We start from the raw sequence: 12108 nt of genomic DNA on the forward strand, positions 1-12108 counted from the left end.
CCCACCGACATTCTTCGAACATTCGTTCGAATGACCGAGGAAGGCCGGGCACGGGACTCGCCCGCACGCCGAGGACGACGAACCCTACGCCGTCGTCTCCAGCTCGTCCTCGTCGGCCTCGCCCTCTTCGTCGTCGACCGGGTCGTCGGCGTGCAGGGCGGCGAATCGGTGCCACTCGGCCATCAGGTGGTCGACGGCGGCATGGAACCGCGCGGTCGTCGCCCCGGGCGTCGTGTCGCCGAAGTATCGCCTGACCCAATAGCCGAGCCGTTCGAGCGCGTCGGCGTCGTGCGCGACCGCGTCGACCCGCGCGAGCATGCTCTCGCCTGGACCGGCGACGAGCCACTCGCAGGCCTGGAGGTAGCCGCCCGTGTCGATCTGGGCGGCGGGGTTCACCGGCCGCGTGATCAGCAGCGGCTTGCCCGCCGCGAGCCGGTCGTAGACCATCGCCGAGATGTCGACGATCGCGACATCCGCCGCCGCGAGCTGCCAGCCGAGCGTGGGGCCGTCGTCGTAGATGTGCTTGGCCGTCGCATCCGCGGCGTTCGCCGCCTCGATCGCGGCGATGATCTCGCGGTTCGCGGCGCCGTAGGCGGGGTCGACCACGCCCGACCGCGGGTGCGGGCGGTAGATGACCCGGTGTCGCCCCGACGCGAGCAGCGCGCGCACGAGGGGCACGCCGTGCGACGCGATGGAGCCGTAGGCCGCGGCGCCGCGGTCGCCCTCCCACGTGGGGGCGTAGAGCACGACCTCGCGGTCATCTGCGGGGTACGGCAGCGGGGCACCGTCGAGGTAGTGGTCGGCCTGCGGCCGCCCGATCGGGATGGCGCGCTTGTCGAAGTCGTAGTCCCAGAGCACCTTCTCGAGCCGCGAGCGGGCGGCGTCGCCGGCGATGAAGGCGTAGTCGTAGGCCTTGAACTGGTTGGTGGTCATGTACATCTTGTCGGACTCGCCGTGGTTGATGAACACGTGCCAACGACGCCCGTACCGCATCATCTGGAAGTTCTTGGCGTTCTGGTTGACGTAGAACACGACGTGCAGGTCTTGTTCGTGGATCACCCGCTCGAGGTCGGCCACCCGGCGCACGTACGCGACCGGCAGCGGCGACTCGTCGAGCAGCTGGAGCGCCGCTCCCGAGGCACGGCTGAGGATGACGACGGGATGCGTCTTGGCGAGCTCGACGAGAGGCGCGTACCACTGGCGCAGCTGGTAGAGATTGACCTTGCCGTCGGCGAAGTACACGCCGATGCGGTAGTGATGCGGTTCGAGGCGGGGCTGCTCGGCGAGCTTCGCCTGGAGTCGCCGCTGCGCCCGCCGCGAAGCCAGGATGTTCTTCGCGAGCTTCACGGCCCGTCCGGCGTCAGTCCTCAATCCCACTGTCCCAAGGGTAGCGAGCGCCGGCTGGGCGGATGCCCCGGGCCCGGCGCGGCCCGCAGACCGAGAGCCGATCGTTACGGGCGGATCAGATGATCGGCGGACGCCCGGCGCGGGTCATCCGCCACACGGTGCGCCACCGCATCGGGCGGCGCCCGCCCGGATCCTCACGCCAGCCGGCCGCCCAGCCGCCGAACCAGGCGCGCAGCGCGGCGGGTCGCCGCGCCCAGCGCAGGATCTGGATCGCGGTCCACGAGCCCACATAGAGGGGTGTGAGCACCCACGGCAGGTTGCGCTTGGCGAGCCATACGCGGTTGCGCGCGTTGAGGCGGTAGTACTCGGCGTGCCTGGCCGGGTCGATGACCGGATGCCCCGCCTCGAGGTCGCCCGCGTACCACGCGCGATGCCCGGTCTCCCAGACCCGCCACGCCAGCTCGATGCCCTCATGCGCGTAGAAGTACGGGTCGCCCCACCCGCCGGCCTGCTCGAACACCGCCCGCGGCAGCAGCACGGCGCCCTCCCAGCAGGAGAACACGTCGGACGAGTGCGTCGCCTCGCCCTTGCGGATGCGCGGGATCCAGCGACGCGGCGACTCGACGCCCGCGGGGTCGACGACGCGCGGCTGGATGAGCCCGAGGTCGGGCCGGTCGGCGAGCATCGCGGCGCCCCGTGCGAGGAAGTCGTCGTGCGGCAGGAACGCGTCGTCGTCGAGGAAGAAGAGCACCTCGCCCGACACGTGCGGCACCCCGCGATTGCGCCCGGCCGGTATGCCGAGGTTCTCGGGCAGGTGCACCGTGGTCACGCCGTCGGGCAGCGCCGGGTCGCTCGTCGCCGGATCCCAGCCGTTGCCGACGACGACGACGTCGGTGACGACGTCGCGCTGCGCGAGCACGCTGCGGATGCCTCGGGCGAGATCGTCTGGCCGGCGCCCCATGGTGAGCACGACCACGCCGATGCGCGGCCGGGCGCGCCCGTCGCGGCCGGTGGCGTGCCGGGTCGGCTCAGGCGCGGACACGGCGGCTCGCCATGATCGCGACGAAGTGCCCGACCAGCGCCAGCAGCGCGAGCGGCAGCAGCGCGGCGACCACGACGCGGTCGACGAGCGGCTGGCCGAGGAAGAGCCCGACGACCGCGGCCGCGAGGGCGATGAGCGTGAGCTCGACCGAGTGGTACAGGCGGTGGAACGGCAGGAACCTGGCGACTCGGCGCAGCTTCGCGACGAGGCCCCCGCGCGGCGCGGTCTCGCCGTGCGTGTCGGCCAGCTTGGCGAGGCCCGCGTTCGCACGCGCGACGTGCACCATGTCGTTGAGCGCCTTGTTCAGCACGATGACGAGGGCGAGCAGCGCCGCGAGCGTCGTCCAGAGGAAGTCGGCGGGGAACTCGAGCGGATACGCCGCGGCCCGGATGCCGAGCGCGATCGGGATGAGCGCCTCGGTCGTGTAGTGGCCCACCTTGTCGAGGAAGACGCCGGCGGGCGACGACGTGCGGCGCCAGCGAGCGACCTCGCCGTCGCAGCAGTCGACGAGCATCTGCAGCTGGCCGAGCACGACGGCCAGGAGCGCCCCCCAGATGCCCGGGATCAGCAGTGCGGCGGCCGTCGACCAGCCGACGAGGATCATGAGGCCCGTGACCCCGTTGGCCGAGATGCGCGTCTTGAGCAGCATCCAGGTCAGGTAGGGCGAGAGGCGCCGCAGGTACAGCGACGCGGTCCAGTGCTCGGCGTTGCGACGGCCGCGCACCTCGGGCGGCTGCGTGACGGCCTTCAGCTCGGCGATGCTCGAGGGCCTCGACGTCACGGGAGCGGCGTTGGACATCTCCCTCACCTCCCCGTGTGGCGTGCGATGTTGCCGGTGAGCGCGAGGAAGCCGAGCACGAACCCGACGCCCCACGTGACGTGGATGGTCGGCAGCACGACGACGAACCAGCCGGCGGTGCGGATGCCGCCGCGCAGGGCGTAGGCCAGCGACGAGGCCAGCACGAACAGCAGGTACACCGCCGGGATCGCGAAGCCGATGAGCGGCCACGCCGGCCCGCCGGTCGCGGCCGTGAAGATGCCGACGACGCCCAGGATCAGCCCGACCGTGACGCCGAGCACCATGAGCGGCGGGATGAAGTAGCGGATACCGTTCGACGACGGGAACCGGCGGGCGAGCTCGCCGCGCCACAGGCCCGTGGAGAACATCTGCCGGGCGAGCCGTTCGACGCTCGACCGGGGGCGGTAGGTGACCGCGAGGCTCGGCGTGAACCAGACGATCCCGCCGCTCTCGCGCAGGCGGCGGTTGAGCTCCCAGTCCTGTCCGCGCTTGATCGTCTCGTCGAAGAGGCCGACGCGCTCGAGGGCGTCTCGGCGGAACACGCCCAGGTACACCGTCTCGGCCGGGCCCTCGGAGCCGCCGACGTGGAACGCGGAGCCGCCGAGTCCGACCTTGGTCGTGTAGGCGATGGCGACGGCCCGTTCGAACGGCGTCTCGCCCTGCGCATCCATGATGCCGCCGACGTTGTCGGCGCCCGTGCGCTCGAGCGTCTCGACGGCGACCGCGGTGTAGTCGGGGCGCAGCATCGAGTGCGAGTCGACGCGCACGACGACCGGGAACCGCGCGGCCCGGATGCCGAGGTTCAGCCCCGCGGGCGTCGACCCGATCTCGTTGTCGAGCACGCGGATGCGCTCATCGCGCGACGCGAGGTCGGCGACGAGCTCGGTCGTGCCGTCGATCGAGGGGCCGAGCGCGATGAGCACCTCGACGGGGCCGACGTACTCCTGCGCGAGGATCGACTCGACGGCCTGGCGCACATGCGAGGCGTCGTTGAGCACCGGCATGACGTAGGAGACGCCGCTGGCAGGCGACGGGGTCGCCTCCGGTGACTCTTGGGGCAATGGTCCTCACTCGTGCTCGGTCGATCGAGCCTAGCAGCAGCGGGGCCGGCGCCCTCGGGCGCCGGCCCCGCTCGGCCGTGGCGTTCGGGCTCAGCCCTCGAAGGTGCCGAGCGTGACCTCGACGGTCTGCTCCTCGCCGCCGCGGACGTAGGTGAGCTCGGCCGACGAGCCGCCCGCCTGCGCACGGACCTGCGCGGTCAGGTCGGTCTGGTCGGTGATCGGCACGCCGTTGAACTCGGTCACGACGTCGCCCGCCTTCAGCCCCGCGTCCTGCGCGGCGCCGCCGTCGGAGACCTCGGTGATGAGCGCGCCGACGGTGCTGGCGTCCTCCGCCGACTCGGCGCTCGTCACGGTCGCGCCGAGCAGGCCGTGCGTGGCCGCGCCGTCCGCGATGATCTCCTTCGACACGCGCTCGGCGAGGTTCGCCGGGACCGCGAAGCCCACGCCGATGTTGCCGGCCTCCGACGAGGCACCGCCGGTGGAGAGGATCGCGACGTTCACGCCGATGAGCTTGCCCTCGGAGTCGACCAGGGCGCCGCCCGAGTTGCCGGGGTTGATCGCGGCATCGGTCTGGATGACCGGGATCGAGATGGTGCCGCCGGCGGTCGGCTGCTGCTGGCCGCCCTCCTCGCCGTCGAAGTTCCAGAAGTCGAACGGGCTCTCGCCCTGCTCCTGCTCCTGCTGGCCGTCGTCGGGGGTCTCGGGCGCCGCCGACGACTGCACGTCGATGCTCCGGTTGAGGGCGCTGACGATGCCGTTCGTGACGGTGCCCGACAGGCCCAGCGGCGCGCCGATGGCGATCGCCGTGTCGCCGACGTTGAGTTCGTCGGAGTCGGCGAACTCGAGCGGCTGGAGGTCCGAGGCATCCTGCAGCTTGATCACCGCGAGGTCGGAGAGCGGGTCGGTGCCGATGAGCTCGGCGGCGTAGAGCCGGCCGTCGCTCGTCTTCACCTGGATCGCCGGCTCGCCCGTCGTGCCGTCGAGGGTGACGACGTGGGTGTTCGTGAGCACGTAGCCGTCCTCGGAGAGCACGATGCCGGAACCCGTGCCGCCGCCCTCGCCGCCCTGCACCGAGATGGTGACGACGCTCGGGCTGGCCTTGGCCGCGACCGCGGTGATCTGGTTCACCGAGTCGGTGTCGTTCACGACGATGTTCTGGGTGCCGGTGCCGGAGTCGCTCGACGACGAGGTCGACGAGGCCTGGTTGCCGACGACGGCCGCGCCGACGCCGACGCCCGCGGCGCCGCTGATGAGGGCTGCGGCCACGACCGCGGCGGCGAGGCCGAGGCCCGTGCGTCGCTGCTTCGGCGCCTCGGCGGCCGGCTCGGCCGGTCCGCCGAAGGCGGGGGGAACCTGCCCCGGAGGCACGCTGCCGTGCAGCGGCTCGGTCGGCTGCGTCTGCGCGTGCGCCGACGCCTGCGGGTAGGCCGCGGTCTGGTGCGTGTACTGGGCGGCGTGGTACGGCTGCGGCGTCTGGCCGGGTGCGTACACGGTGCCGGTGGGCTGCGCGGGCTGGGCCGGCGCGCTGGGAGCGGGGGGTGCGGTCGGGGCGGCGACGGACGCGGCGGGAACCGGCGCGGCGGGCGCTGCCGGCTCGACCGGCGCGGCCGGCTCGACGGGCGCGGCGGCCGGAGCGGATGCCTCGGGCGCGGCGGGTGCGGATGCCTCGGGCTCGACCTGTGCGGATGCCTCGGGCTCGCCCGGCGTCGATCCGTGCTGCGGGTCGTGCTGGTTGTCGGTCATGTCAGCTCCTTCCAAGCTGTCCACCATGCTCGACCCGCTTGCTGTGGAGCGGATCGGCGAAGTCTATGAGTCCGCTATCCCTTCACCGGGAGTCATCCGGACACCGGGCCCAGCGTAGTCACCGCACCCTGACGTACGGTGTGAACGTGACGGATGCCGCTGCCCCCGACCTGCCCGGCCGCGATCGGCTCGCCCCGTGGCAGCGCACCGCAGCGGGCGCCGGACTGCTGGCGGCCGACGGTTCGGTGCGCGAGACGATCTTCGCCGAGATGAGCGCCATCGCGGCGCGCACCGGGGCGATCAACCTGGGCCAGGGCTTCCCCGATGAAGACGGACCGGCCGAGGTGCTCGAGGCGGCGCGGCGGGCGATCGCCGACGGGGTGAACCAGTACCCGCCGGGCATGGGTCTGTCGGTGCTGCGCGAGGCGATCGCGCGGCACCAGGCGCGCTGGTACGGCCTCGACACGGACCCCGCGACCGAGGTGCTCGTGACGGCCGGCGCGACCGAGGCCCTCGCCGCGACCCTCCTCGCGTTCGTGGAGCCGGGCGACGAGGTCGTCGCGTTCGAGCCCGCGTACGACGCGTACGGGGCCCTCGTCGCCCGCGCGGGCGGGGTCCTGCGCACCGTGCCGCTGCGGTGGTCGGCCGGCGGCGGGCATGCGCACGCCTGGCTGCCCGACCTCGACGAATTGGCCGCGGCCGTCGGCGACCGCACGCGGATCATCCTCGTGAACACGCCCCACAATCCGACCGGCGCGGTGCTCGGGCGCGACGTGCTCGCGCGCATCGTCGAACTGGCCGAGCGCCACGACGCGCTCATCGTCACCGACGAGGTCTACGAGCACCTCGTCTTCGACGGCGCGCACGTGCCGATCGCGACCCTGCCCGGGGCTCGCGAGCGAACGATCACGATCTCGTCGGCCGGCAAGACCTTCTCGGCGACGGGCTGGAAGATCGGCTGGGCGGTCGCACCGGAGCCGCTCATCACGGCCGTGCTCGCGGTCAAGCAGTACCTCACCTACGCCAACGGCGCGCCGTTCCAGCCCGCGATCGCCACGGGGCTCGACCTTCCCGACGCGTTCTTCACGGAGGCAGCCGCGGCGCTGCGCGCGAAACGCGACGTGCTCGCCGAAGGTCTGGTCTCGGCCGGATTCGAGATCGCGCTGCCCGCCGCCGGTTACTTCGTGGTGGCGGATGCCGCACCGCTCGGCTTCGCCGACGGCGAGGATCTCTGCGGCCGGCTGCCCGAGCTCGCGGGGGTCGTGGGCGTTCCGGTGTCGGCGTTCGTGCGGCCCGACCGGCGCGCCGGGGTCGCGAGCCTCGTGCGCTTCGCCTTCTGCAAGCGCCTCGAGGTGCTCGAGGAGGCATCCACTCGCCTGGCAGGCCTCGACGCGGCGAACGCGCGCTGAACCGCGCGCCGTCGGCGTCGGCGAGCGTCAGCGCTCGACGACGCCGAACCGGCGCAGCGACAGCGCCGGGTTCATCCGGCGCACCGAGTCGAGCCGCTCGCGCGAGAGCCAGGCGAGCGCGACGTCGGCCTGCTCGCCGATCGTGGCGAGCTCGACGCCCATCGGGTCGACGATCATGCTGTTGCCCGCACCGACCGGCGGCGCCTGGTCGGCGGCGGCGACGTAGATCGTGTTCTCGAGCGCCCTCGCCGTCGTCAGCACGCGCCAGTGCGCCTCCTTCAACGGCCCGCGAACCCATTCGGCCGGCATGCACACGACGTCGGCGCCCGCGTCGACGAGGCGGCGCGTGATCTCGGGGAAGCGCACGTCGTAGCAGGTCTGCAGGCCGAACCGCAGGCCGGCGACCTCGAACAGCTCGGGTTCCTCGACGACGCCCGGGGCCACCCATTCGGACTCGCGCTGGCCGAACGCGTCGTACAGGTGGAGCTTGCGGTACCGCGCGACGAGCGCACCCGAGGGGTCGAGCACGACGACCGCGTTGCGGAATCGCCGACCCCCCTCGTGCCGCTCGAGCACGCCGACCACGAGGTGCACGCCGAGGTCGGCCGCGAGGTCGCCGAGCGCGCGCACGAACTCGCCGTCGAGCGGCTCGGCGGCGTCGAGCATGTCCTGGCCGAGTTCTGGCGTGAAGAACATCGAGTACTCGGGGAAGACGACGACGCGCGCACCGCGCTCGACCGCGCGCGCGGCGAGCCGGCCGATCTCGGCGAGGTTCGCGTTCGAGTCCGCCGCCGGCGCGAACTGCGCGACGGCGACGGCGACGGATTCGTCGGCGGGCACGGAGGCATCCGGTGCGGTCATGCGACCAGCCTACGGACGCGGCGATCGCGACGCGGGGATCGTCGCGATCGCCCACTCGTAGTGCCCGCCGAGGCACTCGTGCACCGGCTCGGCGAGCGGACCGCGCAGCCACGGCCGCCGTCCCGGTTCGAGCAGGTCGTCGTCGGGCATCGACTCGATGCGGGTCAGCACGTCGATGTGGCTCGCGCGGAGCCGGCCGCGGGCCGTCGCGAGGCCCGCGTCGGCCGGGCCGGGCACGCGGTACCGGTCGCGCAGCTCGACGTTGAGCTCAGCCAGCGAGTCCCACGTGTGGCCCGGTGCCGGAAACTCGACCGGCTTCCCTGCGGCGTCGGCGTCGAGCCAGCCGAGCAGGAGCAGGTGCCAGGCGTGCAGGTGATTCAGCACGTCCTGCACGTCGCGGTCGCGGGCGGCATCCGCGCCGGGTGCGGCCTCCCCCGCCTGCGGCGCCGCCGCAGGAGTCCTCGCGGCCGGGAACAGCGCGGCCGCCTCGGCGGCGGGCATCGCCTCGATCACGTCGTCGAGGTCGCGGAATCCGCGGAACGCCGCCGCCTCGAGCGCGGTCCGGGTCGTCGGAGCGGGCATGAGCGTCACGATACGTCGGTACGCAGCGATCGTGAAGGCCTCGAGCCGGAGCGCCCCGGCACCGACCCCGCCCGGCGCAGCTCAGCGACCGGCGCTCGCGGCGACGGCGGCCCGCACCTCGGCCTCGACGAGGTCGGCGTTGATCGCCGCGCCGGCCATGCTGCCCGCCGACATCGCGAACGGCACCGACGAGCGGCCGTCGGTCACGTTTCCCGCCGCCCACAGACCGGGCACGCTCGTGCGGCCCATCGGGTCGACGACGACCCACTCGACGCCGTCGCGGTCCTCGAAGCGGGCACCCAGCGCGCGCAGCGCGCCGTCCTTCGGTCGCGGCACGGGTGCCGCGAAGATCGCGTCGACCGGGGCATCCGTGCCGTCGTCGAAGCGGATGCCTCGCAGTCGGCCGTGTTCGTCGGCGACGACCTCGGCGACGCGGCGTTCCTCGACGGCGATGCCGCGGGCGGCCAGACCGGCCCGGGCGGCGTCGGGCAGTTCCGACCCGTTCACGAGGTACGTCACGTCATCGGTCAACTGCCGCATGAGCTGCGCCTGGTGCACGTTCATCGGCCCGCTCGCGAGGACGGCGACCTTCGAGTCGCGGGCTTCCCAGCCGTCGCAGTACGGGCAGAGCACGACGCCGTCGCCCCAGTGCTCGGCCAGGCCCGGGATGTCGGGCAACTCGTCGTGCAGGCCGGTCGCGATGAGCACGGCACGGGCGGTCGTTCGCCGGCCCGACGCGAGCGCGATCTCGAAGACCGCGCCCGCCCGCTCGAGGTGCTCCACCGCGGATGCCTCGAACGCGACGCCCTCATACCGTTCGAGGTCGCGCCGTCCGTCGGCGAGGAGGTCGAGCGGCGAGGTGTGGTCGCGGCCGAGCACGCCGTGCATATGCCCGGCGAAGCGGTTGCGCGGCCGGGCGTCGTCGACGACGAGCACGTGTCGGCGCGAGCGGCCGAGCATCAGCGCGGCACTGAGGCCGGCGCTGCCGCCGCCGATGATGACGACGTCCCACTCGGGGTGGTCGGCAGCGGTCGGGGCGGCTGTGGTGGCGGGGGTGGCGTCTGAGGGCTGCATGCTTCGATCGTGCGCCAGCCCCGCGGCTGTGGCAAACTCGTTTGCCGAACCCGCAAACCCAGGAGGTGCGCCATGGCCGACGATGCCGAGGCCGTGCTCGATGCCGACGTCGTGCTCGACGCCGTGGCCCCGCGACTGCGCGCGCTGCGCCAGCGCCGCGGCCTCACGCTCGCCGAACTGTCGGAGGCGACCGGCATCTCGGTCAGCACGTTGTCGCGTCTGGAGTCGGGCGGGCGCCGGCCCACGCTCGACCTGCTCATCCGCCTCGCCGGGGTCTACCGGGCGAGCCTCGACGACCTCGTCGGCGCACCGCAGATCGCCGACCCCCGCATCCGGCCGAAGCCGTTCTTCCGCAACGGGCGGGCGATCATCCCGCTCACGCGCGAGAACCCCGACGTGCACGCCTACAAGATCGTGCTGCCGGGGCATCCGCCCGGCGAGCCGGTGCCGCAGCGCACGCACGAGGGCTACGACTGGGTGTACGTGCTGAGCGGGCGGATCCGGCTCGCGATCGGCGGCCAGGAGGTCGTCATGGGCCCGGGCGAGGCGGCCGAGTTCGACACCCGCCTGCCGCACGGCCATGCGAGCGCCTCGGAGGAACCGGCCGAGATCCTGAGCCTGTTGAGCACGCAGGGCGAACGCGTGCACCTGCGCGAGGTCGACTGAACTCGCCGCGCGGTCGCCGCCGCGCGGGTGCCCGCCGTGGCATCATGCCCGCATGACCGCATCCGCCGGCGCCCCGCGTTCACCGAGCGAGGCGCGTGCCGCGGCCCTCGCCGACGCGCGCCGCTTCGCCGCAGCGCGTCGCCCGGCCGACCTGATCCGCCAGTGGGCGACGGATGCCTCGCTGACGCCGAGCCCGCTCGACCAGCGCACGGTGGTCGCGTACGACGCCGTCGCGCTCGACGCCGCGGCCGGGTACGAGGCGTTGCTGTTGTCGCCGGTCGCGCCGCTCGGGACCAACTCGGTGGTCGCACCGACCTCGCAGGACCGGACCCTGACGACGACCCGCTCCACCGAGGTGGTCTCCGACCCGACGAACGTGCTCGCCCTCGAAGCCGCCGCCCGGCTGCGGGAGGCGCCCGACGCACGCGTCCGGCTCTGCAGCGTGCACCAGACGCTCCGCCCGCAGGCTGTGCCGATCCCGTCGGGTCACACCACGCACTTCCGGCTCTTCGCCCTCGCCGACGCCGGGCGAGGGCTGCCCGACGACGCGTTCGAGGTCCACGCGATCATCGACCAGGCCGCCGTGCACCTGCGGCTGCTCGACGCCGCGGCCGAGCGGTTCGGCCTGGCCGTCGGGAGGGCGACCGCGAGCATCCTCGCCGACGCCGACTCGAACGTGCTCGCCGACCGGGTCGCCGACGCGCTCGGCCGGCGACTGCCGGGGCTCGAACTCGAGCGAGCGCTGCTCGCCTCGACGTACTACCGCGGCATCCGCGTGCTGATCCGCGTGGCCGACGCAGCCGGTGCCGAGCTCGACCTCGTCGACATCGGGGCGTTCGACTGGGCGGGCCGGCTCACGAGCGATGCCCGGCAGCGGTTCGTCGCGAGCGCCATCGGACTCCAGTTGCTGCCCCTGCGGTTCGCCGTGCGCTGATCCCGCGTTCGCCGCGCGCCGCCGCGCAGCGAACGCGGCGGCGGCGGACGCGTCAGCCGACGATCTTCTCGAGCGTGGTGCGCAGTTCCTCGCTGGTGTGGACCTCCTGGTCGAGGTTCGCCTGCAGCAGCGTCACGACGTCGGTGAGGCCGTGCGCGGTCGCCGGCACGATGAGCCCCTGGTACGCCGAGATCTCGTAGTGCTCGTTGCCGAGTGCGGCCGACAGGGCGACCTGGTCGCGCAGTTTCGGGGCGCTGCGTTCGAGCAGCGACGCCGCCTGCTTCGAGATGCCCTTCGTGCTCGGTGACGGGGCCGTCGTCTCCTTGTAGCCGAGGAGCGTGAAGGCCTGCTGCAGGTTCGCGATCTGCTCCTCGGTCTCGCTCGCGTGGTGGCGGAACAGCTTCTTGATCTCCGCCGTCTTCGCGGCCTTCGCCAGTTCGCCGAGCGCCGCGAGGGAATCGTGCTCCATCGTCAGCGCCGTGCGGAGCTGGAAGTGCAGGAGTTCCTCGGGAGTCGTGAGCGTCTGCTGAACCATTGGCCGTCCTTCCGTGGCATCCGTCCCGCGGTCGCGGGAACCGACCTCATCGTCG

12 protein-coding genes are annotated in these 12108 nt (G+C 73.0%); 3 read left to right on the forward strand and 9 right to left on the reverse strand.

Annotated elements, in window-relative coordinates:
• Positions 1-84: 84 nt before the first annotated feature.
• The 5 genes from GE115_RS12275 to GE115_RS12295 all read right to left on the reverse strand — a co-directional run bounded on the left by GE115_RS12275 (position 85) and on the right by GE115_RS12295 (position 5992).
• A complete protein-coding gene (locus tag GE115_RS12275; protein WP_312855129.1) occupies positions 85-1377 on the reverse strand; it encodes a CDP-glycerol glycerophosphotransferase family protein in 1293 nt (430 codons plus the stop codon).
• A gap of 85 nt (positions 1378-1462) precedes the next feature.
• Entirely contained in the window at positions 1463-2308 is an 846-nt protein-coding gene (locus GE115_RS12280) for a glycosyltransferase (RefSeq protein ID WP_153685228.1), read from the reverse strand.
• A 67-nt stretch (positions 2309-2375) separates the two neighbouring features.
• Positions 2376-3188 carry a CDP-alcohol phosphatidyltransferase family protein gene (locus GE115_RS12285; protein WP_153685086.1) on the reverse strand — a complete coding sequence of 271 codons (813 nt, stop codon included), beginning with the start codon at positions 3186-3188 and terminating at the stop codon, positions 2376-2378.
• Between the two features lie 5 nt (positions 3189-3193).
• Entirely contained in the window at positions 3194-4192 is a 999-nt protein-coding gene (locus tag GE115_RS12290; RefSeq protein WP_153685087.1) for a glycosyltransferase family 2 protein, read from the reverse strand.
• Between the two features lie 147 nt (positions 4193-4339).
• Positions 4340-5992, reverse strand: a complete 1653-nt coding sequence (locus GE115_RS12295) for a S1C family serine protease (RefSeq protein ID WP_246190762.1) — start codon at positions 5990-5992, stop codon at positions 4340-4342.
• Positions 5993-6138: 146 nt separating this feature from the next.
• Here GE115_RS12295 and GE115_RS12300 point away from each other — a divergent pair, with 146 nt between their 5' ends.
• Positions 6139-7401 carry an aminotransferase class I/II-fold pyridoxal phosphate-dependent enzyme gene (locus GE115_RS12300; protein ID WP_312855131.1) on the forward strand — a complete coding sequence of 421 codons (1263 nt, stop codon included), beginning with the start codon at positions 6139-6141 and terminating at the stop codon, positions 7399-7401.
• 27 nt (positions 7402-7428) lie between these two features.
• Here the strand turns inward: GE115_RS12300 and GE115_RS12305 are convergent, their stop codons facing one another.
• The 3 genes from GE115_RS12305 to GE115_RS12315 form a co-directional block, all read right to left on the reverse strand.
• Positions 7429-8262, reverse strand: coding sequence for a carbon-nitrogen hydrolase family protein (locus GE115_RS12305; RefSeq protein ID WP_153685090.1), 834 nt, complete (start codon positions 8260-8262; stop codon positions 7429-7431).
• 9 nt (positions 8263-8271) lie between these two features.
• The gene (locus GE115_RS12310; protein WP_153685091.1) at positions 8272-8844 is read right to left on the reverse strand and encodes a ClbS/DfsB family four-helix bundle protein; all 573 of its coding nucleotides are present in this window, start codon (positions 8842-8844) and stop codon (positions 8272-8274) included.
• A gap of 81 nt (positions 8845-8925) precedes the next feature.
• Positions 8926-9918 carry an NAD(P)/FAD-dependent oxidoreductase gene (locus tag GE115_RS12315; protein ID WP_153685092.1) on the reverse strand — a complete coding sequence of 331 codons (993 nt, stop codon included), beginning with the start codon at positions 9916-9918 and terminating at the stop codon, positions 8926-8928.
• A gap of 72 nt (positions 9919-9990) precedes the next feature.
• Between GE115_RS12315 and GE115_RS12320 the strand changes: the two genes are divergently transcribed.
• Together GE115_RS12320 and GE115_RS12325 are read left to right on the forward strand one after the other, a co-directional pair.
• Positions 9991-10584 (forward strand): helix-turn-helix transcriptional regulator, encoded by a 594-nt coding sequence (locus tag GE115_RS12320; protein ID WP_153685093.1) that lies wholly within the window; start codon positions 9991-9993, stop codon positions 10582-10584.
• Between the two features lie 52 nt (positions 10585-10636).
• Positions 10637-11518, forward strand: a complete 882-nt coding sequence (locus GE115_RS12325; protein WP_153685094.1) for a hypothetical protein — start codon at positions 10637-10639, stop codon at positions 11516-11518.
• A 52-nt stretch (positions 11519-11570) separates the two neighbouring features.
• Here GE115_RS12325 and GE115_RS12330 read toward each other — a convergent pair whose 3' ends face one another.
• Complete coding sequence (locus GE115_RS12330; RefSeq protein WP_153685095.1) at positions 11571-12053, reverse strand: YciE/YciF ferroxidase family protein; 483 nt, start codon at positions 12051-12053, stop codon at positions 11571-11573.
• Positions 12054-12108 lie beyond the last annotated feature (55 nt).

Source organism: Agromyces agglutinans (genome assembly GCF_009647605.1).
Classification (GTDB): Bacteria; Actinomycetota; Actinomycetes; order Actinomycetales; family Microbacteriaceae; genus Agromyces; species Agromyces agglutinans.

What these genes read in the sequence shown, in the direction of transcription:
- GE115_RS12285 (WP_153685086.1), bottom strand. Translation starts at nt 3,188, where the DNA reads ATGTCCAACGCCGCTCCCGTGACGTCGAGGCCCTCGAGCATCGCCGAG.
- GE115_RS12325 (WP_153685094.1), top strand. Translation starts at nt 10,637, where the DNA reads ATGACCGCATCCGCCGGCGCCCCGCGTTCACCGAGCGAGGCGCGTGCC.
- GE115_RS12290 (WP_153685087.1), bottom strand. Translation starts at nt 4,192, where the DNA reads ATGCCGGTGCTCAACGACGCCTCGCATGTGCGCCAGGCCGTCGAGTCG.
- GE115_RS12305 (WP_153685090.1), bottom strand. Translation starts at nt 8,262, where the DNA reads ATGACCGCACCGGATGCCTCCGTGCCCGCCGACGAATCCGTCGCCGTC.
- GE115_RS12320 (WP_153685093.1), top strand. Translation starts at nt 9,991, where the DNA reads ATGGCCGACGATGCCGAGGCCGTGCTCGATGCCGACGTCGTGCTCGAC.
- GE115_RS12330 (WP_153685095.1), bottom strand. Translation starts at nt 12,053, where the DNA reads ATGGTTCAGCAGACGCTCACGACTCCCGAGGAACTCCTGCACTTCCAG.
- GE115_RS12295 (WP_246190762.1), bottom strand. Translation starts at nt 5,992, where the DNA reads ATGACCGACAACCAGCACGACCCGCAGCACGGATCGACGCCGGGCGAG.
- GE115_RS12315 (WP_153685092.1), bottom strand. Translation starts at nt 9,918, where the DNA reads ATGCAGCCCTCAGACGCCACCCCCGCCACCACAGCCGCCCCGACCGCT.
- GE115_RS12280 (WP_153685228.1), bottom strand. Translation starts at nt 2,308, where the DNA reads ATGGGGCGCCGGCCAGACGATCTCGCCCGAGGCATCCGCAGCGTGCTC.
- GE115_RS12310 (WP_153685091.1), bottom strand. Translation starts at nt 8,844, where the DNA reads ATGCCCGCTCCGACGACCCGGACCGCGCTCGAGGCGGCGGCGTTCCGC.